The 22,125-nt window shown below is 38.9% G+C and carries 19 protein-coding genes; 13 read left to right on the top strand and 6 right to left on the bottom strand.

What is annotated here, in order from left to right; translation table 11 throughout:
• Positions 1-13 precede the first annotated feature (13 nt).
• The 6 genes from pnp (at position 14) to EZ444_RS00070 (ending at position 8,832) form a co-directional block, all read left to right on the top strand.
• Entirely contained in the window at positions 14-2,161 is a 2,148-nt protein-coding gene (pnp, locus tag EZ444_RS00095; RefSeq protein ID WP_131606021.1) for a polyribonucleotide nucleotidyltransferase, read from the top strand.
• A gap of 238 nt (positions 2,162-2,399) precedes the next feature.
• Complete coding sequence (rpe, locus tag EZ444_RS00090) at positions 2,400-3,071, top strand: ribulose-phosphate 3-epimerase (RefSeq protein ID WP_131606019.1); 672 nt, start codon at positions 2,400-2,402, stop codon at positions 3,069-3,071.
• Positions 3,071-5,455, top strand: coding sequence for a TonB-dependent receptor (locus tag EZ444_RS00085; protein WP_131606017.1), 2,385 nt, complete (start codon positions 3,071-3,073; stop codon positions 5,453-5,455). Before rpe ends, EZ444_RS00085 begins: the two co-directional genes overlap by 1 nt.
• A gap of 49 nt (positions 5,456-5,504) precedes the next feature.
• Positions 5,505-6,569: a 3-phosphoserine/phosphohydroxythreonine transaminase gene (gene serC, locus EZ444_RS00080; RefSeq protein ID WP_131606015.1), complete on the top strand. Its 1,065-nt coding sequence runs from the start codon at positions 5,505-5,507 to the stop codon at positions 6,567-6,569.
• A gap of 10 nt (positions 6,570-6,579) precedes the next feature.
• Positions 6,580-7,530 carry a D-2-hydroxyacid dehydrogenase gene (locus EZ444_RS00075; RefSeq protein WP_205945178.1) on the top strand — a complete coding sequence of 317 codons (951 nt, stop codon included), beginning with the start codon at positions 6,580-6,582 and terminating at the stop codon, positions 7,528-7,530.
• A 57-nt stretch (positions 7,531-7,587) separates the two neighbouring features.
• Positions 7,588-8,832 carry a DUF1015 domain-containing protein gene (locus tag EZ444_RS00070; RefSeq protein ID WP_131606013.1) on the top strand — a complete coding sequence of 415 codons (1,245 nt, stop codon included), beginning with the start codon at positions 7,588-7,590 and terminating at the stop codon, positions 8,830-8,832.
• Here the strand turns inward: EZ444_RS00070 and EZ444_RS27085 are convergent.
• From EZ444_RS27085 to EZ444_RS00060, 3 genes are read right to left on the bottom strand one after another with little or no spacing between them, the layout of a single operon-like run.
• Complete coding sequence (locus EZ444_RS27085; protein WP_165503480.1) at positions 8,829-8,972, bottom strand: hypothetical protein; 144 nt, start codon at positions 8,970-8,972, stop codon at positions 8,829-8,831. The genes EZ444_RS00070 and EZ444_RS27085 overlap by 4 nt on opposite strands.
• A gap of 2 nt (positions 8,973-8,974) precedes the next feature.
• Positions 8,975-9,259 carry a putative quinol monooxygenase gene (locus EZ444_RS00065; RefSeq protein WP_131606011.1) on the bottom strand — a complete coding sequence of 95 codons (285 nt, stop codon included), beginning with the start codon at positions 9,257-9,259 and terminating at the stop codon, positions 8,975-8,977.
• 8 nt (positions 9,260-9,267) lie between these two features.
• Positions 9,268-10,047 (bottom strand): SAM hydrolase/SAM-dependent halogenase family protein, encoded by a 780-nt coding sequence (locus EZ444_RS00060; RefSeq protein ID WP_131606009.1) that lies wholly within the window; start codon positions 10,045-10,047, stop codon positions 9,268-9,270.
• Positions 10,048-10,149: 102 nt separating this feature from the next.
• Between EZ444_RS00060 and EZ444_RS00055 the strand changes: the two genes are divergently transcribed.
• The 4 genes from EZ444_RS00055 (at position 10,150) to EZ444_RS00040 (ending at position 13,543) form a co-directional block, all read left to right on the top strand.
• Positions 10,150-11,118: a PhoH family protein gene (locus tag EZ444_RS00055; RefSeq protein WP_131606007.1), complete on the top strand. Its 969-nt coding sequence runs from the start codon at positions 10,150-10,152 to the stop codon at positions 11,116-11,118.
• A 43-nt stretch (positions 11,119-11,161) separates the two neighbouring features.
• Positions 11,162-12,106: a phosphoribosylaminoimidazolesuccinocarboxamide synthase gene (locus EZ444_RS00050; protein WP_131606005.1), complete on the top strand. Its 945-nt coding sequence runs from the start codon at positions 11,162-11,164 to the stop codon at positions 12,104-12,106.
• A 139-nt stretch (positions 12,107-12,245) separates the two neighbouring features.
• A complete protein-coding gene (locus EZ444_RS00045; RefSeq protein ID WP_131606003.1) occupies positions 12,246-12,632 on the top strand; it encodes an STAS domain-containing protein in 387 nt (128 codons plus the stop codon).
• Complete coding sequence (locus EZ444_RS00040; RefSeq protein ID WP_131606001.1) at positions 12,632-13,543, top strand: ribonuclease Z; 912 nt, start codon at positions 12,632-12,634, stop codon at positions 13,541-13,543. Before EZ444_RS00045 ends, EZ444_RS00040 begins: the two co-directional genes overlap by 1 nt.
• Before the next feature lie 76 nt (positions 13,544-13,619).
• Here EZ444_RS00040 and EZ444_RS00035 read toward each other — a convergent pair whose 3' ends face one another.
• The 3 genes from EZ444_RS00035 to EZ444_RS00025 are packed head-to-tail and all read right to left on the bottom strand — an operon-like array spanning position 13,620 to position 16,342.
• The gene (locus EZ444_RS00035; RefSeq protein ID WP_131605999.1) at positions 13,620-14,564 is read right to left on the bottom strand and encodes an MlaD family protein; all 945 of its coding nucleotides are present in this window, start codon (positions 14,562-14,564) and stop codon (positions 13,620-13,622) included.
• Positions 14,565-14,581: 17 nt separating this feature from the next.
• The gene (locus EZ444_RS00030) at positions 14,582-15,424 is read right to left on the bottom strand and encodes an N-acetylmuramoyl-L-alanine amidase family protein (protein WP_131605997.1); all 843 of its coding nucleotides are present in this window, start codon (positions 15,422-15,424) and stop codon (positions 14,582-14,584) included.
• A 39-nt stretch (positions 15,425-15,463) separates the two neighbouring features.
• The gene (locus EZ444_RS00025) at positions 15,464-16,342 is read right to left on the bottom strand and encodes an N-acetylmuramoyl-L-alanine amidase family protein (protein WP_394347793.1); all 879 of its coding nucleotides are present in this window, start codon (positions 16,340-16,342) and stop codon (positions 15,464-15,466) included.
• 56 nt (positions 16,343-16,398) lie between these two features.
• On the opposite strand from EZ444_RS00025, the gene EZ444_RS00020 reads away from it, so the two are divergent.
• Genes EZ444_RS00020 through EZ444_RS00010 form a run of 3 tightly spaced genes read left to right on the top strand, consistent with a single transcriptional unit; the run spans position 16,399 to position 21,791 of the window.
• On the top strand, positions 16,399-19,143 hold the full coding sequence (locus EZ444_RS00020; protein ID WP_131605993.1) for a putative LPS assembly protein LptD: 2,745 nt from the start codon (positions 16,399-16,401) through the stop codon (positions 19,141-19,143).
• A gap of 9 nt (positions 19,144-19,152) precedes the next feature.
• The gene (locus tag EZ444_RS00015; protein WP_131605991.1) at positions 19,153-20,400 is read left to right on the top strand and encodes a competence/damage-inducible protein A; all 1,248 of its coding nucleotides are present in this window, start codon (positions 19,153-19,155) and stop codon (positions 20,398-20,400) included.
• A gap of 50 nt (positions 20,401-20,450) precedes the next feature.
• The gene (locus EZ444_RS00010; RefSeq protein ID WP_131605989.1) at positions 20,451-21,791 is read left to right on the top strand and encodes a dihydrolipoamide acetyltransferase family protein; all 1,341 of its coding nucleotides are present in this window, start codon (positions 20,451-20,453) and stop codon (positions 21,789-21,791) included.
• Positions 21,792-22,125 lie beyond the last annotated feature (334 nt).

Genomic DNA, 22,125 nt, shown 5'->3' with positions numbered 1-22,125 from the left:
TAACTATTATTAAATGAATGTAATAAAAAAATCGTTCGATCTGGGCGATGGAAGAACAATTGAAATCGAAACAGGTAAATTGGCTAAACAAGCTGATGGTTCTGTAGTTGTTAGAATGGGTGATACCATGTTATTGGCTACTGTAGTATCTACAGTTGGTGCAAAAGCAGGTGTTGATTTTTTACCTTTATCGGTAGATTACCAAGAGAAATATGCTGCTGCTGGACGTATCCCAGGTGGATTCTTACGTCGTGAGGCTAGATTATCAGACTATGAAGTTCTAATTTCTCGTTTGGTTGACCGTGCTTTACGTCCGATGTTCCCTGAGGATTATCACTCAGATACACAAGTAATGATCTCGTTGATCTCTTCTGACAAAAATATAATGCCTGATTGTTTAGCTGGTTTAGCGGCTTCTGCTGCTATCGCGGTTTCAGATATTCCTTTTAACGGACCTATCTCTGAAGTACGTGTAGCTAAAATTGATGGTAAATTAGTAATCAACCCTTACGTAAACGATTTAGAGCGTGCTACAATGGAATTCCTTGTTGCAGGTACTGAAAGAGACATCGTAATGGTGGAAGGTGAATGTGATGAGATCTCTGAGGCTGAAATGGTTGAAGCGATTGAATTTGCACACAAAGCTATCGTTATTCAGGTTCAAGCTCAAAAAGAACTTGCTGAATTGGTAGGTAAAACAGTAAAACGTACTTATTCTCATGAAAACAGCAACCCTGAATTAAGGGAGCAAGTATTTGCTGCTACTTACGATAAAGTATATGCTGTTGCAAAAAGCAATACGAGCAAAGGTGAGCGTACTGAGGCATTTGCTAACATCCTTGCAGAATTCGTAGTTACTTTGGGCGAAGGAATTGATGACGTAACTAGCTTCTTAGCTAAAAAATATTTCCATGATGTACAATATGATGCTATCCGTAACCTGGTATTAGACGAAGGAATTCGTTTAGATGGTCGTGATGCACGTACAGTACGTCCTATCTGGAGTGAGGTAAGTTATTTGCCTGCTGCTCACGGATCTGCTGTATTTACACGTGGTGAAACTCAAGCATTAACTACCGTTACTTTAGGTTCTAAAGACGATGAGCAAATGATTGATGGTGCTTTCATCAATGGATACAACAAATTCTTATTGCACTATAATTTCCCTGGTTTCTCTACTGGCGAGGTTCGTCCGAACAGAGGAGCTGGCCGTCGTGAAATTGGTCATGGTAACTTAGCAATGCGTTCATTGAAGAAAGTATTGCCAGGATTGGAAGAAAATCCATATACCATTCGTATCGTTTCTGATATTTTAGAATCTAACGGTTCTTCATCAATGGCAACTGTTTGTGCTGGTACATTAGCGCTAATGGATGCAGGTATTAAAATCAAAGCTCCGGTATCGGGTATCGCAATGGGTTTAATTACTGATGAGAAAACTGGTAAATATGCAATCCTTTCGGATATTTTAGGTGATGAAGATCATTTAGGAGATATGGACTTTAAAGTTACTGGTACTGAAAAAGGTATTGTAGCTTGTCAGATGGACTTAAAAATCAATGGTTTGAAATGGGAAGTGTTAACTAACGCTTTAAACCAAGCTAAAGAAGCTCGTTTACACATCTTAAATGAGATGAAGAAAACGATTGCTACTCCTCGTGAAGATTACAAAGATCATGCTCCACGTATCGTTTCTTTAAGTATTGATAAAGAATTTATTGGTGCTGTAATTGGTCCAGGCGGTAAAATTATTCAGGAAATGCAACGCGAAACTGGCGCTTCGATCTCTATTGAAGAGGTTGGTAACAAAGGTATCGTTGAGATCTTTGCTGATAATAAAGCTGCAATTGATGCTGCTGTTGCGCGTATCAATGCAATCGCTGCTAAACCAGAAATAGGTGCTACTTATGATGGTAAAGTAAAATCAATCATGCCTTTCGGTGCTTTTGTTGAAATCATGCCAGGTAAAGACGGTTTATTGCACATCTCTGAGATTGCATGGGAGCGTTTAGAAACTATGGATGGTGTACTTAAAGAAGGTGATAAAATTCAGGTTAAACTTTTGGATGTTGATAAACAAGGAAAAATGAAGCTTTCTAGAAAAGCATTATTACCTCGTCCACCAAGACCAGAAGCTGCACCAGCAGAAAATCCTGCTTAATTAAGCATCGTCATGCTAGTACGATTGTTATGTTAGTACAATCGTCGTTCTAGTACGATCGTCATCCTGAATTTATTTCAGGATCTCGAAAGAGAAAGACAGATATAGCATGTGCGAGGTTCTGAAATAAATTCAGGATGACGGAAAACATAAAAACAGAGACCCCGCAAATTGCGGGGTTTTTTATTTACATGGGTTATTTATTTATATTTACAACATAAACAACGCCTAGCGAAATATGAAACATCTAATAGCCCCTTCCGTACTTTCAGCAGATTTTGCAAACTTGCAGCGCGATATAGAAATGATCAATTCAAGTGAGGCCGATTGGTTTCATGTGGATGTAATGGATGGGGTGTTTGCTCCTAATATTTCTTTTGGCTTTCCAGTAATGGAAGCCATAAAAAGACATGCAAAGAAACCTTTGGATGTACACTTGATGATCGTTAATCCTGATCAGTACATTGAACGCTTTGCTGCTGCCGGTGCCGATGTAATTACAGTGCATTATGAAGCTTGTACACATTTACACCGAACAATTCAAGCCATTCATGCCGCAGGATGTAAAGCCGGAGTTGCATTAAATCCACATACCCCTGTAGCTTTACTTAAAGATATATTAACTGATTTGGATATGGTGCTGATCATGTCGGTAAACCCTGGCTTTGGCGGACAACAATTTATCCCTAATTCTCTTCGCAAAATCTCCCTATTAAGATCAATGGCTACTCATGTAAATCCAGATTTAAAGATAGAAGTAGATGGCGGTATCGGTATTCATAATGCAGGTCAGTTGCTAGAAGCTGGGGCTGATGTTTTGGTAGCAGGAAATGCGATATTTGGAGCGGCTTCGCCAACAGAAATGATTGCCGAATTGAAACAAGTTAGTGGTGGAATAGTACAAAGTTAATGCTCAGAACCTGTCTGTTGCTATTTGTTGTTTTACTAGGAGTTACGCAGCTAAGCGCACAGCCACTGATCAAAATATCAGGTCTGGTGGCCGATGAGGCTAATCGTCCTTTACAGCAGGTAACGATTACCATATTGGGCCAAAGCCAGAGTACAGTAACCGATGCGCATGGTATTTATCATATCTATTCGAGAAGTAAAATTTTTACCTTAAAGTATTCACTTTTAGGTTATAATCCAGTTTTGGTTAATGTTAGACAAGACAAGGCGGGCCGAATTATGCAAAATGTTACCTTAGGCATTAATCCGAATGAGTTGGAGCAGGTAACGATTACCAATAAACAGAACCAGCTGAGTAATAGCATTACGATAAACATTAATGATGTGACCTCATTGCCTTCTGTGTCTGGAAACTTTGAGAGCATTCTAAAAACTTTACCGGGTGTATCGCCTAATAATGAACTGAGCGCTCAATATAGCGTTCGTGGGGGGAGTTTTGATGAGAATCTGATCTATGTAAACGATATCGAGATCAACAGACCTGTACTGGTTAGAAATGCGCAGCAGGAAGGATTAAGTTTTATAAATAATGATTTGCTGAGTTCGGCAAAGTTCTCTGCCGGTGGTTTTGAAGCCCGGTATGGTGATAAACTTTCGTCTGTACTGGATGTAAAATACGACAGGCCCGATAGCAGTACTGCCATTTTAAATGCTGGTTTGCTTGGTGTATCCTTTAGCTCAAAAGTTGTCAGCAAAAACAGTTACCTATTGGCAGGAATAAGATATAAGAACAATACCGGGATATTAAGTAAGCAGGATAGTAAGGGTGTTTATACGCCTAATTTTACGGATGTACAGGTGGTTTATAACCATGATTTGTCTGCGAAAATGAGCTTGAATTTATTGGGTAATTTTAACAGCGGAACTTTTAGGCTGATCCCCGAAAGTCGTGTGACGGAGTTTGGTACTTTAAATGCGACGATGCGTTTAGACGTGGATTATACTGGTGAAGAAAAGGATAGCTATCAGACTGCAGGTGGGGCTGTGACGTTAAAGTTTATTCCGAAGCCAAATTATGTCATGAAATGGATAAACAGCTATTTCAGGACGGCCGAAAAGGAGCATATTGACTTGGAAGCTACTTATAATTTTTATAAGGGTGGAAACGGCTTGCTTGACGGAAATCAACCTGCAAACTGGGGGACTGGTGGCTATGCCAATTTTGCGATGAACGCGCTTACTTCCCAGAATTTTAGTTCGGAGTTAAAGGCGGATCAGACCTTTAAAAGTCATACATTTTCCTGGGGGATAAGGTTGGAACAAAAGGATTACAATGATAATTTAAAGGAGTATAGCTGGGTTGAATCTTCTGCTAGCCTAAATCAGCCACCGAATTTTTATCAGGATAACAACATCGATGCGGCAAATAAGCTAACCATCAAGTATTATACTGCGTATGCGCAGGATAGCTACCGCTTATCAGCCAAGACTGACCTGCAATTGGGCATAAGAGGAAGTTATAACGATTTGAGTACTGAGCTGTTACTGAGCCCAAGATTGCTGTTGGCTTACCGACCGGCAAGTAACAACAAGATATTTCGTTTTACAGCAGGGGTATATCAGCAAGCTCCGGATTACAGGAGTATAAGAGATTTTAATGGGATATTGAATTTAAAGCAACAAGCACAGCGCGCTTATAATACTTCGGCCGGACTGGATTATGCATTTGATGGATTGGGTACACGCTTAAAGTTTAGTTCGGAGCTTTACTTTAAGTACCTGGATCGATTGATTCCTTATATGATAGATAATGTGCGGATAAAATACCTTGCTACTGAAGAGGCGAGGGGTTACACCTATGGTGCTGATTTTGGTATAGGCGGGGAGTTTGTTAAAGATCTATTGTCTTATTTCAGACTTTCGCTGATGAAGGCTAGTCAGGACATTAAGGGCGATGCTTATGGCGCTATGAAACGACCTACAGACCAACGGTTAAACTTCTCGGCATACTTCCAGGATCGCTTATTAAACAGTCCAACTTATAAGGTGCATTTGAGTTTACTTTATGGATCTAAACTGCCTATAGGCTCGCCACTTATTCAACGATATTCGGATGATTTTCACATCCCGGCATATAAGCGGGTAGATATTGGTTTCTCTAAAGATTTTTTAGATGATTTTGCAGTAAAAAAATCAAGCTTTTTGGAGAAATATTTTAGTTCGTTTACCGCATATGTTGAAGTATTTAATTTGTTGAATATCAATAATACAGTTTCTTATTTATGGTTGAGAGATATGGATAACGTACAATATGCTGTTCCTAACTACTTAACAAGCAGGAGACTTAACTTAAAATTGGTGGTTAAGTTTAAAAAATCGAAATAATAAACGGCATAAAAATGTTACATTTACAGCAATAAAACTACTATAAAAAATGAGACACAATTTCGGCGCAGGACCCTGTATTTTACCGCAGGAAGTATTCAAGCAAGCATCAAGGGCTGTTTTAGATTTCAAAGACGGCCTGTCTATCCTAGAGATTTCTCATCGTACTTCTGAATTTGAAGGCGTTGTTGAAGAGACTGAAAAATTGGTTAAAGAATTGTTAAATGTTCCAGCCGGCTATTCCGTTTTATTTCTACAAGGAGGCGCTAGCTTACAATTTGCCATGGTACCAATGAACCTATTACCAGAAGGTAAATCGGCAAGTTATCTGGAGACAGGTGTTTGGGCTAATAAAGCCATTAAAGAAGTGAAATTCTTTGGAAAAGCGAACATCGTTGCTTCTTCAAAAGATTCAAACTATACCTTTATCCCTAAAGATTATAGCATCCCTGAGGATAGTGCTTATTTTCATTGCACTTCAAACAATACCATTTACGGAACAGAGATGTTCAATTTGCCTGAAACCAAAGTTCCTGTAGTTTGTGATATGTCATCTGACATCATGAGCCGCGTAATTGATGTTTCGAAATATGACTTAATCTATGCAGGTGCTCAAAAAAATATTGGCCCAGCTGGTTTAACGATTGTGATTGTTAAAGATGAGATTTTAGGTAAAACAGGTAGAGGAATTCCTTCAATGTTGGACTATAAAGTTCATATTGACGGTGGATCGATGTACAATACTCCGCCAGTATTTTCTATCTACGTAGCTATGCTAAACCTAAGATGGTTAAAAGCAAAAGGTGGGGTAGCTGAAATTGAAAAAGAAAACATCGCAAAGGCGAATGCTTTATATACTGAAATTGATAGAAATCCTTTGTTTAAAGGAACTTGCGCAATTGAAGACCGTTCAAGAATGAACGTATGTTTCGTAATGGAGAATCCAGAGCTGGAAAAACCTTTCTTGAAACTTGCTGAAGAGAATGGTATTGAAGGTATTAAAGGACACAGAAGTGTTGGCGGTTTCAGAGCATCAATGTACAATGCTTTGCCAATTACTAGCGTTCACGCCCTAATAGAATTAATGCAGACTTTTGCAGAGAACCACAAATAAAAATAAATTAATGATTAAAATACTTGCAAACGATGGGATTGATCCTATCGGTAAAAAAATATTAGAAGAAGCTGGTTTTGTGGTGGATACCGAGACTGTTCCTCAGGATCAATTGGTTGAAGCTTTAAAAAACTATGACGGTATTACGGTTAGAAGTGCAACCAAATTACGTCAGGATTTGATAGACCAGGTGCCTAACCTAAAATTGATTGGTAGAGGTGGTGTTGGAATGGATAATATCGATGTAGAATATGCCCGCAGTAAAGGAATTGCTGTGGTAAATACACCTGCTGCTTCTTCATTATCTGTTGCTGAACTGGTTTTTGCACACTTGTTTACTGGTATTCGTTTTTTACAGGATTCTAACAGAAAAATGCCTGTTGAAGGTGCTACTAAGTTTAATGCTTTGAAAAAAGCTTATGCTGGTGGTGTTGAATTACAAGGCAAAACTATGGGTATCATTGGTTTCGGTCGTATTGGTCGTGAAACTGCTAAAGTTGCCCTTAGATTAGGTATGAATGTATTGGCCTATGACCTTTACCCTGCTGAAGGTACTTTACCTTTGACTTTCCAAGGTGGTGTTTCTGTGGAGATTCCTTTCAAAACAGTATCCTTGGATGAGGTAATTGCAAATAGTGATTTCATTAGCTTACATACTCCATTTGCAGATAAACCTATTTTAGGTGCTGAGGAGTTTGCTAAGATGAAAGCGGGTGTTGGTGTGGTGAACTGTTCTAGAGGTGGTACGATTGACGAGGCGGCTTTAATTGCGGCTTTAGACAGTGGTAAAGTTTCTTTTGCTGGTTTAGACGTGTTTGATAACGAACCGACTCCAGATGCGGCAATTTTACAACATGCAAAAATATCTTTAACGCCTCATATTGGTGCTGCAACCAATGAAGCTCAGGAACGTATTGGTACGGAACTAGCTTCGTTAATTATTGAGCACTTTAATAAATAAGTAAACATTTAAAAAAGAGGTTGTATTACTATACAACCTCTTTTATTTTAACCAAATATGCCCTGTATTAAACCTTTCTGCGCATTTATGCCCGCAGTGTCTTTGCAATCCTTGGTTGTGACGCGTCCGCTTGAAAATTACAGTATGGGTGAAGCACGGTTAATTGCTTCCGAAAATGACTGTAGCTTTCTTCATCTGATTGACCCGGAGCTGGATAATCCATATCTGCGCGGCACGAGACAGGAACTCATCTTTAAAAAGATTAGTGAAAATTTAGAAGGTTTTATCGAGCATAAATATTTGGTGCAACAAACTGCTCCTTCCATTTATGTGTACCAGGTAAGACACGACGATGTGGTTCAAACAGGGATCTGGACGCTTACCCATATTGATGATTACCTGGAAGGCAGGATAAAAAAACACGAATCTACAGTAGAACGCAGGGAAAAGCTATTGGCCGATTATCTACAACAAACAGGTTTAGATGCCAATCCAGTGTTGGTTACTTATCACCCCAATGCGGTTGTTGATCGCGTAATAAAGCAATACCTACAGCTAGAGCCTAATCTTGATTTTACGTTTGCAGATGGTACGGAGCATAAAATCTGGGCCATCTCTGATGAAACAGATCTTGCGGCCATTGTAACCGCATTTGCACAGATGCCTGCTGTTTATATTGCCGATGGACACCATCGTGCAGCGTCTATGGCAAAGATGGGACTGCAAAAGAAAAAGCTCAATGGTGCTAAACACAATGGCACCGAAGCCTATAACTATTTCAGTACGGTTTACATGAATACCAATGAGGTAAAGGTGCTGGAGTTTAATCGGTTGATCCGGGATATTGGAACTTTAACTGGAGCTGAGTTTATCGCTGCACTGCAAAGTTCGTTCCTTGTCGAGAAATCGGCTGTACCTGTAAAACCTAAGGCTTTACATAAGATAGGTATGTACTTTGATCATCAATGGTATGTGCTTAGTCCGAAGCCTGAGATATACAATGAAAATGATCCTGTTGAAGTGCTTGACGTGAGCATTTTACAGAACTTTATATTGGAGCCCATATTGAAGATTCATGATCCAAGAACAGATGCCCGGATTACTTTTGAAGGTGGGCGGACTCCTATAGCTTATTTGCAAACTAAGGTAGATAATAGCTTGTTTGCGGTGGCTTTTGTGTTGTACCCAACTTCTGTAGCACAAGTGATCGCTGTAGCTGATGCGGGCGGGGTAATGCCACCTAAATCAACATGGGTTGAGCCTAAGTTTCTGGTAGGGTTACTCACCAGCTATTTCAATTAAAGCGAGTTTGTAACTGTCCAGTATTTGTAGCCGAGTATTGCTTTTTGTACGTTGGTTAATTTCATGGGATCGACCTTGTACAGTTTTGGCAATACCAGCTTATTGAGCTTAACCAATATTTTAAAGAATTGCTTTTTCATTGCTAAATATCTAGCAAACTCCATGCCTCAGCTTTGGACTGAAAATTAGGCTTTACAAGCGCCCAGGTAGTTTTGAATAGTTCTGAGTCACGGTAGGCGTTTAAGTGCGTCTCGTCGACCCAATGACTGATGGTAAACCATATTTCGGGATTGTTGTGATCTTGCAACAGTTTTACACCTGTGCAGCCGTTAAAGGCTGCAATTTTTGGCTGTACAGATTGGAACAGGACTTTGAATTCGGCTATAAAAGCCAGAGAAAAATGCATTTTGACTACACGAACTAACATAAGGTTGTTTAAGAGTGGAATTCGACCCTAACGATATCATTAAGGTGTAGGCCTAGTAAGCCGCTGGCCTTGCCTTTGTTGATGGCAATTTCGAGGTGGTTACTGATGCCAAATAAGCATAACTTTTCTCCTTCCGGAACTTCATTGTAATGCCAGCTTAACTGGTTGATGGTCTCATTTTTACGGAAGTAAAGCGTGAAATCTCTATTCTGTTGAATTTTGGTAAACAGTTCTTTAGTAATGTTGGTGATCACATTGCTAAAAGTATCGATGTAAATTACACTTCCCCTAATGATATCGCGTTCGATAACAGGGTTTAGTAGCATTCTTTCTTCTATGTTGTCGGTAGCAACGCCAATATCTTGCAGTTTGGCGCCTTTGGCCAGCTGAGTTGCGGCCTTAACAAAAATATCGACAAGGGGGAAGTGCAGGTATTTTAGGTCCTGCATAATGTTTAGTTCCACAATTTCTTCGGGCTTTTCGTCAAATAGTAAAGAGAAAATACCATTATCGGCACCTACAAAAAAATGATCTTTATATTTTAAAGCAATGTATTTAGTGTGCTGACTGAATACAGAATCGATCCCAATCAGGTGAACAGTCCCTTTTGGGAAGTAGGGGTAGACGTTCTTTAAAACAAAAGCTGCATGCGAAATATTAAAGGATGGCACTTCATGTGTTACATCAACAATTGTAGCTGTAGGTAAGATACTCAGTATACTTCCCTTAAGGGCAGCCTGATAGAAATCTTTTGAACCTAAATCTGTTGTTAAAGTAATAATGGCCATTAAAAATTGAATATTTATTCTTAATCTTGCGTAAGCGGCAAATCGCGTACAAATATTCAATTTTTATATCAAAATATACACTCATATCTAAAAAACAATATTTTGAACGAACTCAACTTAACATTAGAATCGGTAGATCCGGCCCAGTTTTGGGGCACAAATAATGAGCATTACGAGCTTATAAAAAATGCTTTTCCCAAATTAAAATTGGTAGCAAGAGGCACAGAAGTAAAGGTACTGGGTGATGATCAAGAACTTAAGGGTTTTGAACATAAGTATAACCAACTGCTTGAGCATTTGGAGAGATACAGCGCTTTAACCCCAAATGATGTGGAGTCAATTTTAGGATCGAAAAAAACATCAAGCACGGCTGAACAAGGTGCTGAAAAGCCTGGAAGTACTGGCGGTGGTGGTGAAGTGATCGTTTTTGGTACGAATGGTTTATTGGTAAAGGCCAGAACCGCCAATCAGCGTAAGATGGTGGAGAGCATCGTTAATAATGATGTACTTTTTGCTATTGGTCCTGCCGGAACTGGAAAGACCTATACTGCCGTAGCCTTAGCGGTTAGAGCATTGAAAAATAAAGAGATTAAAAGGATCATATTAACCCGTCCGGCTGTAGAGGCTGGGGAGAACTTAGGTTTCCTTCCAGGAGATTTAAAGGAAAAGGTAGATCCTTATCTTCGCCCATTGTATGATGCATTGGACGATATGATCCCTGCTGAGAAATTAAAGACTTATATAGAAAACAGAACAATTGAGATTGCTCCTCTGGCATTTATGCGTGGAAGGACATTGGATAACTGTTATGTGATTTTAGATGAGGCACAGAATTCAACAGATTTGCAATTGAAAATGTTTTTGACACGTATGGGGCCATCTGCAAAGATGATTGTAACTGGGGATATCACGCAAATAGATTTACCGAAGAAAACAATGTCGGGGCTGCACAATGCATTGCGCATACTTGACGATATACCGGGTATTGATATCATTTACCTGAATGGTGATGATGTGGTAAGGCATAAACTGGTGAAAAGAATATTAAAAGCTTACGGCGATATACAATAAAGAGCAAAGATTAAGGAGCAAGGATTAAAGAGTAAGAATTAAAATGACAGCAATTAAAGAAACAAATTTTAGCTTTCCAAAGCAGACCAATTTTTACAAGGGAAAAGTGCGCGACGTGTACACCATTGATAACCAGTTTATGGCTATGGTGGTTACAGATAGAATATCTGCGTTTGATGTGGTTTTACCTGAGGCAATACCTTTTAAAGGACAAGTATTAAATCAGATTGCGGCTAAGTTTTTAAACGCCACAAAGGATATTGTACCTAACTGGGTAATTAGTGTACCTGATGAAATGGTAACTGTAGGTCGCATTTGCGAGCCTTTTAAAGTTGAAATGGTTGTGCGGGGATATCTGGCAGGACACGCCTGGAGAGAATACAGTGCAGGCAGACGTAGCGTTTGTGGCGTTGCTTTACCTGAAGGATTGAAAGAGAATGACAAGCTTCCTAAGCCGATCATTACACCAACGACCAAGGCGGCTGTTGGCCATGATGAAGACATCTCGAGGGAAGATATTTTAGCAAAAGGCATTGTGTCTGAAGCAGATTATGTACAGCTTGAAAAATATACTTTCGCTTTGTATGAGCGTGGTACACAAATGGCTGCTGATAGGGGATTGATCCTGGTGGATACTAAATATGAGTTTGGTAAAGTTGGCGAAGAGATCTTTTTGATCGATGAAATCCATACACCTGATTCTTCACGTTATTTTTACGCAGAAGGTTATGCCGAGCGACAAGATAAGCTAGAACCTCAGAAACAACTGTCTAAAGAGTTTGTGCGCAAGTGGTTGATCGAAAATGGTTTTCAGGGTAAGGATGGCCAGGTAGTGCCTGTAATGACGCCTGAGATCGTAAATTCTATATCAGATCGTTACATTGAACTTTACGAGCAAATTACCGGTGATCAGTTCATTAAAAATGAGCAGTCGGATGTAGTAGCCCGTATTGAAAAGAATGTGGTAGGGTTTTTAAATAGCCTTTAGCCTTTTAAATTGCTATTATTGCGTTTGCAATAGTACAAAAATGTTGTAAATGCCTGTTTAAATACGGATAAGTTTTAAACAGGGCATTTATATACAGATAAAATTAATTACTTTCGTATTAGACTAAATTATCAATATCATGAAATTTTCAGTAGATAAGCATGAAAAGTATGTTGTTTTAAAACTCAACGAATCGAAGTTAACAAACGACAATACACCGAAGTTGAAATCTGAGTTCATTTTATTGAACACAGAAGGGTACTGTAACATCGTATTAGATCTATCAGCGGTAAAGCAGTGTGAAGATTCACAGGATTTGAGCAGTTTACTTTTTGGAGACAGACTTTGTAAAAAAGCAAACGGATTATTTATTGTTACGGGCATAAACAGCGTTGTAGCAAAGATTTTAGAGATGTCAAATCTTGATCAGTCCTTAACTATCGTTAACAAAGTAGACGAGGCTACCGATTTAATCTTTATGGAAGAAATCGAAAAAGAACTTTTAGGGAGCGTAGATAAAGGTTAATGAAGTTTGAGGTTACTATTTTAGGCAGTAGTTCTGCTACCCCTGTATACAATAGGAATCCTACGGCACAGCTTTTAAACTGCAACGAAAAGTTCTATTTGATCGATTGCGGCGAAGGTACTCAACAACAACTCATCAGATTCGGGTTTAAAGCAAATAAAATAGATTTTATTTTTATCAGCCATTTGCATGGTGATCACTACTTCGGATTGATCGGACTGCTTTCTAGTCTGCATTTAAACGGTCGTGTGAAGCCTATGATGATATTTGCTCCTGCTGCGCTAGCCGAGATCCTGACTTTGCAGTTTAAGCATTCGGAAACCGTAATTAGGTATCCTATTGAGTTTGTCGTCATAGAAGCAGATAAGTCTGTTCAGATTTTTGAGAATGCAGACTTGACCGTTGAAACTATTATTTTAAATCATAGGATTCCATGTACGGGCTTTGCTTTTGTACAAAAGAAAAGATTACGCAAGTTGATGGTTGAAAAACTGGAAGCCGAACAGGTTCCACTGGAATATTACCCTTTGCTAAAAAGAGGGGTAGACTTGGATTTACCAGACGGCAAGGTATTGCTAAACATAGACTATACAACCGATTCAGAACGCCCGAAAAAGTATTGTTACTGCTCGGACACTTTGTTTGATGAAGGTTATTTTGAAACTATAAAAGGTTGCGATACCTTGTATCATGAAGCCACCTTCTTGCACGAGATGTTAGATAGGGCCAATCAAACCCATCATACCACTGCATTACAGGCTGCCCAGATTGCTAAAGATACCGGAGCTGCTAAATTGCTTATCGGACACTTTTCGTCTCGATACAAGACATTACAGCCCTTGTTGGAAGAAGCCAGGTCGGTGTTTGAAAATACAGAGCTCGCAATAGAAGGAAATACTTATTCTATTTAAAAGAGGATATTCTATATAAAACAAAAAGAGCTTCAGCATTTGCTGAAGCTCTTTTTGTTTTATCGATAACTTATGGTTACTTATCCTTTTTACCAAATATAGAGAAGTGAACGTAACGTTTAGGATGTTGCTTTAAGTCAATCATCAGACTATCTAGATTTTTAGATGCATTGGTTAAGTTTTCATACATCTTTGTATCATTAACCAGCAGTCCTAAAGTGCCCTGTCCGTTATTAATTTTACCTACTATCCCTTGCAAGTCAGCAACGGCTTTGTTTGCATTCTCAATAGTTTGCTTAAAGTTGGCAGCAGCTACCTGATCGGTGATGGTATGGATGTTATTTAAAATGGCATTGATCTTTTCGTTGTTCTGCTTTAAGTTGCTGGAGATTGATTCGGCATTGGCTAAAATTGCAGAAATTTTTGAACTTTCAGAACCTACCAGGTTATCTACTTTTTTAGAAGTACCTTCTAAAGACGACAGGGTAGAAGCAATGCTGTTAAAGCTTTTATCTACATTTTTCTGGAAGTTAGGATTTAAAATAGAGTTTACACTGGTTAGTATAGAGTCCATTTTTCCAATGATCAATTCCGCTTTTCTCTGAACTGGCTGAACAGTTTCAAGCAGTCCTTTTGCAACATTGGCATTCAGGAAGTCGCCATCCTGAGCATAATCAGTACCTGTGCCTAAAGTCAACACAATAGCTTTACTACCTAAAAGATCAGTTCCTTCCAATCTTGCAATACTGTTTTTTGGGATGTCATACTGGCCTTTGATTTTTAATGTAGCCAAAATAGATCCATCTGATTGTAGTTGTAATTGGTCTACACGACCGATCTGATAACCGTTGATTAAAACCGGTTTTGATACACCTAATCCATCAACCCTCGGGTACTTAGCATACAGGACGGTCTCATCGGAAAAAATGGCATTACCTTTTAAGAAATTATAACCTACAATTAACAGTGTGATAGAAAAGGCTGCCAATATGCCTACTTTGGTTTCGTTTGCGATCTTCATTCAGTATGAGTATTAATTTAATTTATCTCAGTTTCTTTTTTATATGTTTTGACAGCTTTATAAATGGAATTTACAATCTCGTCCTGCCCATCAGCAGAATTCATGTAATCCTCTTCATTGGGGTTAGAGATAAATCCAATTTCTGTTAAAACTGCAGGCATTCCACATCTTTGTAAAATTAGCAAACCTTGTTCTTTTACGCCTCTGTTTACTCTTTTGCTATCATTTGTATAAGCATCTTGAATTAACCGGGCTAGCTTCAGGCTTTTATCTCTAAAGGTATTTTTGAACAAAGATAGTATAATAAATGTCTCAGGATCATTAGGGTCGTAACCATCATAATTTTCCTTATAATTTTTCTCCAGCTTGATATCGGCATTCTCTCTGATTGCAGCATCCTGTTCATTTAAGCGATGTGATCCGGCAACAAATGTTTCGGTTCCACTAGTGGAAGTGTTTTTTACAGAAGCATATTGAGCTACCTTTTTTCCTCTTTTAGTGGAATAGCCGGTTAACACTCTTCTATCTGGCATAGAGTTACAGTGTATAGAGATAAAGATATCTGCTTTATTGTCGTTGGCCAATGCTGCTCTTTTATGAAACTCCACATCGATATCTGTTTTTCTGGTGTAAAGGATTTTTACATCCGGCATTTCTTCTTCAAACTTCTTGCCTAATTTTAAGGCTACTTTTAAAGCGACATTCTTTTCTAGTGAATAGCTTCCGGCTGCACCGGATTTAGGGCCGCCATGCCCTGCATCAATGACAATTGTTTTAACCTTATATCCTTGAGAAAAAGCAGCGTGTGTACTTATAAATAATGGAATGGCTAATAGGAATACAATTTTTTTTAATCTCATCTCTCTTTAATCTTTGTTTTAATTGCTGGGTATCGATAATTACCCTTCGATACCTTTTTTATAATTCTCAATAGCTTTTAGTAAGCATTCTGTAATTTCTTTTTGTCCAGCTTCAGAGTTCATATAGTTCTCTTCGGTAGGATTACTGATAAATCCAATTTCTGTCAATATAGCTGGCATTCCAGCTCTGGCTAGTACAGCGAGACTTTTCTCCTGAACACCACGATCTACACGACCCACACGAATATATTGATCTTGAACCAATTTTGCTAGCTTCAGGCTTTGCGTTCTGAAGGTATTCTTCATCAAAGATAGAATAATATAGTTTTCGGGGTTGTTTGGATCAAAGCCTTCGTAGTTTTCCTTGTAATTGTCCTCTAAGAAGATGGCCGCATTCTCTCTTTTGATCACTTCGTCCTGCTCGTTCAATCTTCCCATACCAGACACAAAGGTTTCTACGCCTCTGGTAGAAGTGCTTTTACGAGATACAGTTTCGGTAATTGGTATTCTTTTACCTTTTTTACCTTTTCTATAGCCGGTAACAATGGTTGATCGATATACGGGCATATCATTGCAATGGATGGAGATAAAAAGATCTGCTTTGGCATTATTGGCAATAGCAATTCGCTCGTAAAGAGGGATAAATACGTCGGTTGTACGGGTATAAATTACTTTTACATCCTTCATACTAGCCTCTATAGCAGCACCAAGATTCAATGCGGTTTTTAAGGCTACATCTTTTTCTGTTGAATACGCACCATGTGTCGAGCCATCACGACCGCCGTGGCCGGCGTCGATAACGATGGTTTTTATTTTATATTCTTGTGTAAATGCCTGGTTACCAGATGTAATGTTTATTATTATAGAAATAAATATAATCAAAATTACATTTGGTCTAAGCAATGGTATATTTTTCATTAATTTTGAACGTTTTGGATTAAACATTAATGCAAAAATAACATTCACACACGAATTTGAAACTTTTACGCTACATCATTTTTTTAAAAACGATTGTTTTATTAACATCTGTTAATAATCAAGCGCTAGCTTTTACTTCTTTTTCGACCTTTCAGGTCGTGCAGCAGGATACAACTAAGAAGGATACCACAAAGAAGAATACGCTGAATAAGGGCGAACTGCAGCGCAACCTGAAGGATACAACAAAGAACGATTCTCTTAAAAAGGGGAGCGTACAGAGCAATCCAAAAGATACTGCGGCTTCAGAAAAAATTCAATATGCGGCCAGAGATTCTGTCTCTTTTAGCAAAGACAGCAGTATTGTTTATTTATATGGTAAAGCCAGGGTGATTTACCAGGGGTTGGAGCTGGATGCGGATTACATTAGTTTTAACAATAAGACTAATATTATTTACGCCCGAGGCACTGTAAATGATAAAGGTAAATATATTGGGCGCCCAATTTTTAAAATGGAAGGACAGGGGACTTCTATGGCCGATTCGTTAAGATTTAATACTGCAACCAAGGCCGGTAATATATTTGGGGTATACACCGAACAGGAAGGCGGCTTTTTTACAGGTGGAAAGGCAAAGAAGCAGCCTGATGATGAAATACACAGTAAGGGGCAGACTTTTAGTACCTGTAACTTACCGCATCCCCATTTTGGGATACACTTTACAAAGGCTATCGTGACGGAGAATCAGATCATTGCCGGACCACTTTATTTAAAGATTGAAGACATTCCTTTACCGCTTGGTTTGCCTTTTGCCTTTTTTCCCAAGCCAAATAAGAAGAGTTCGGGGATTATTTTACCAACTCCAGGTGAGGATTTCTCAAGAGGATTTTTCTTACAGGACGGTGGATACTATATTGGTTTAAGTGATTATTGGGATGCAAAGCTTACGGGGACGATTTATTCGTATGGATCATTTAGTGCAAGGGGAGCCTCAACTTATACCAAAAGATATAAGTTTAATGGAAATATTGATTTGAACTATGCTTTTAATCAGTATGGGACTAAAGAAACTGCAGATTATAATTCTAGTAAGGATTTTAGGATCAACTGGAGCCATTCACAAAATCCAAATGCAAAGCCAGGAACTACTTTTTCTGCAAGTGTAAATGCGGGTACATCAAGCTACGATAGGTTAACAGCGGGGGGAAATACTTATGACCCTAATCAAACTGCAAACAACACTTTGTCTTCAAGTATTGCCTATAGTAAGATTTTTGGAAAAGGAATAAATTTTACGAGTGCATTACGTCACTCTCAGGAAACGCAGGCTAAGACCGTAAGTTTAACACTACCTGATGTTACCTTGTCTGTACCTACATTTAATCCATTTGACTCAAAAGACCGTGTGGGTGAGCAAAAGTGGTATCAAAAAATATCGGTAGGATATAGCATGCAAGCTACCAATCAGATTAATACCGCAGATTCCTTGTTGTTTAAAAAGGAAAGCTTATATAAGTTCAGAAATGGGATGCAACATAATATCCCTATTAGCATGTCTTTTAATGTATTGAAGTATTTTAACTTTAATACAGGGTTGAATTACCTGGAAAGATGGCATTTACAGTCAATTAGAAAGACTTACGCTAAAGTACCAAATCAACAGGACGCTGTTTTTATTGATACGGTACCTGGTTTTAACAGATCTGGTCAATATTCAATTAATGGTGGATTATCTACCAAGATATACTCAACAGCTCAGTTCAAAAACTTGGGTAACTTTAAGGCATTACGTCATGTGATGACTCCAAGTGTTAGTTTTGGCTATACACCGGATTTTTCTGATCCAAGCAAAGGAAACTATAAGTATGCCTATTATCAGGACGGATCTCCAAAATATACTATTTTAAATGGGGTAGTAGAACAGGAAAAATACTCAATTCACGAAAGCTCTTATTACGGAGGTCCTGGACAGGGTAAAAGTGCCTCTATTTCATTCTCTGTCGATAATACTGTAGAGGCAAAATTCTTGTCTCCAAAAGATACGACAGGAACGGGAGAAAAGAAGATTCCAATCATTCAGGGTTTAGGGATTAGCGGATCTTATAATCTGCTTGCAAAGGAGTTTAAGTTATCGACTTTAAGTTTCAGTGGTCGTTCGCAATTTACCGATAAGCTTGGTATCAACTATTACGGTACATTGAACCCTTATTTGTATGAAGACGTGTTGGATACTGCGACTAACCTTACCAACAGAAAACTTGTAAGTAAATACACCTGGTCAAAAGGTCAATTCCCTCGTTTAACCAATTTCGGTTTCTCTTTTAGCTACAGCCTAAATCCAGAAGCCCTTAAGCGTAAAAATGAGACTGATGATAAGCTAAAAGAACAAAAGAATACTGGTGCGATATCACCAGAGCAAGCTGAAGCTTTAGCTAAAGTAAGTCGTGATCCAAATGCTTTTGTTGACTTTAATATTCCATGGAACTTTGCCTTTTCTTATACTTTTAATTATAGTACTACTGATGTTGGGCAAATGCCTACAGTAACCAACACGTTAAACTTTAACGGGGACATGAATCTTACACCTAAATGGAAGGTAACTTTTAGCTCGGGTTGGGATTTTAAGAGTAAAACGATTTCTCAAACCAACTTTGCTATTTATAGGGATCTACATTGCTGGGATATGGCCTTTACTTGGGTACCTTTTGGTTTTTACCAGAGTTATTCTGTTGATATTAAGGTTAAGGCTTCAATTCTTCAGGATTTGAAACTGAGCAAAAGGAAAGGATACTACAGTAAATTCTAAACATATTTTATGCTAGCAGAAATTATAACCATTGGTGATGAAATACTGATTGGTCAGATTGTGGATACGAATTCGGCCTGGATGGCTGAGCAATTAAATCTCATTGGTATAAAAGTTAAACAGGTTAGCTCCGTTTCTGATGATGCAGACCATATCATTGAAGCCTTGCAGCTTGCAGAAAAAAGAGCGGATATCATTCTGATCACAGGAGGCTTAGGACCTACTAAGGATGACATCACTAAAATAACTATGGCCAGGTATTTTAACATGGGCTTTAGGCGAGATCAGGAAACATTGGGGCATGTAACCGATATTTTTGTCCGTTATAATAAGCCGATGATCGAATCTAACCGCAAACAGGCTGATGTGCCCGATGGCTGTACGGTGATTAAAAACAAGAACGGTACGGCGCCATGTATGTGGTTTGAAGAACGCGGTAAAATATTTGTTTCTATGCCGGGTGTTCCTTTTGAAATGAAGTACCTGATGGAGGAAGAGATTCTTCCGAGATTAAAGAAAGCATTTAAGCTGCCCGCGATCATTCATAAAACGATACTGACAGCTAATATTGGAGAGTCTTTTTTGGCGGTAGAGCTGGAAGAGATAGAAGATAGTTTACCCGCACATATTAAATTGGCCTATTTGCCAAAATTGGGTCAAATCAGGTTAAGACTAAGCGGATCTGGTGATGATGAAAATTTGCTTAAGGCAGAGGTAGAAGCTTATGCACAGCAAATCATCAATAAGGTAAAAAAGTATGTAGTCATTGATCAGGATATTGCACTGGAGAAGGCGATATTGAATATAATGCAAGCGCATAAACTCACGTTATCTACTGCCGAAAGCTGTACAGGTGGTTACATTGCGCATTTGATTACTCAGCATCCAGGATCTTCGGCAGTATACGCAGGAGGGGCAGTAACCTACTCTAACGCACTTAAAACGTCGGTTTTAGGGGTTCATGCCGAAACATTGGGTACTTATGGTGCCGTAAGTGAAGAAACTGTAAAAGAAATGGCCTACGGTGCAAGAATTAATTTTAAAACTGATTATGCTGTTGCTGTGAGTGGCGTAGCCGGACCAGATGGCGGAACTGAAGATAAACCAGTTGGTACTGTGTGGGTTGCGGTAGCTAATAGTCACCATGTAATTGCAAGGAAGTTTAATTTTAGTAACCGCCGGGCACAAAATATTGAGCGTTCTGCCATAGCTGCATTGTCTATGGTTTTGAATGAGATTAAACAAGATGTGGGTTAAGTCTGCAAAATACTTTACTTTTGCACCTGATACAAATCATAAAATAAAAAATGGCTCAATACGAATTATTGTTACCTAAAATGGGGGAGAGCGTTGCAGAAGCAACCATTATTAAGTGGGTTAAACAGCCTGGCGATAAGATTGAAATGGATGACACCATTTTAGAGATTGCAACCGATAAGGTGGATTCTGAAGTTCCGTCGCCAGTAGCAGGTAGATTAGTAAAGCAATTATTTAAAGAAGACGATATTGTACAAGTGGGTGCGGTAATTGCCATCATAGAAACTGATATAGATGCCTCGGTAAGTACTGAAGCCGTTGCAGCGCCTGTTGCAGCACCAGAGGAGGTTTCTGAGCCGGTTATTGAGAGTATACCAGGACTAGAGCAACTTTCTGCTGAAAATGCCTCAGATCGCTTTTATTCTCCTTTAGTGAAGAATATCGCAGCCCAGGAGGGAATTCATTTAGCTGAACTGGATGGTATTGCCGGAACAGGATCTGATGGACGTTTAACTAAAGATGATTTATTAAATTATATTCAAAATAAACAGGGTGGAAAAGCTCCTGCTGTTGCAACTAATACCGCTCCTGCGGTGCCAGCATCGGCACCAGTAGCGCAGGCATCTGCTGCTGCACAACCTGTAAAAGCGCCAGCTCCACAAGCGGCTACAAGCGTAAGTGGTGGTGATGAGATTATTGAGATGGACAGGATGCGTAAGCTGATTGCCGATCACATGACCATGAGTAAGCAAACCTCAGCACACGTAACTTCTTTTGTAGAAGCTGATGTGACCAATATGGTGATGTGGCGCGAGAAAGTGAAAAAGAACTTTGAAAAAAGGGAGAATGAGAAGATCACTTTTACACCAATCTTCGTAGAAGCTGTGAGCAAGGCGATCAAAGATTTTCCAATGATCAATGTGTCGGTAAAAGGTACTCAAATCATCAAGAAAAAAGATATCAATATTGGTATGGCAGCTGCTTTACCAAGTGGAAACCTGATTGTACCGGTTATTAAAAACGCAGATCAGCTGAACCTGGTAGGTTTAACCAAATCTGTGAATGACCTGGCCAATCGTGCCCGTAATTCTAAGTTAAAACCGGATGAAACACAAAACGGTACTTTTACTTTAACCAATGTAGGCTCTTTTGGTAATGTGATGGGGACGCCAATCATTAACCAGCCACAAGTGGCTATTCTTGCTGTAGGTGCAATTAAAAAGAAACCTGCAGTGTTGGAAACAGAATTTGGTGATGTGATCGCGATCAGACACATGATGTTCCTTTCTTTATCGTACGACCATAGGGTAGTAGATGGTGCGCTTGGCGGATCGTTTGTACGTCGTGTGGCCGATTACCTGGAGAACTGGGATATGAACAGAGAAATCTGAACTGCTATATAAACTAAAAAAAGGCCCCAATTTGGCAGTCATGGTCGGAAGATTTATCTTCCGACTTTTTTTGTTTTATTACCTTTATTTTTTTGCGCGTAAGTCGTTAATAATCAGTTAATTATGTTGTTTTTCTCACAAGAAATCACTATCTTAATGGCTGATAATCAATGAGGTATGGCTGTATTTAAAGATCATAAAATAAACATAAACCACCTGTTAGGATTCATTCCGGAAGCGCTTATAGCACATCTGTCAGTAAATACCAAAATCGATCACTATGCAAAAGTTCTACATGGTAAAAAGATGTTTTACTTATTGCTCTATGGCCTTT

Source organism: Pedobacter hiemivivus, assembly GCF_004331685.1.
GTDB classification, from domain to species: domain Bacteria; phylum Bacteroidota; class Bacteroidia; order Sphingobacteriales; family Sphingobacteriaceae; genus Pedobacter; species Pedobacter hiemivivus.
This window is presented reverse-complemented; position numbering and strand designations above follow the sequence as displayed.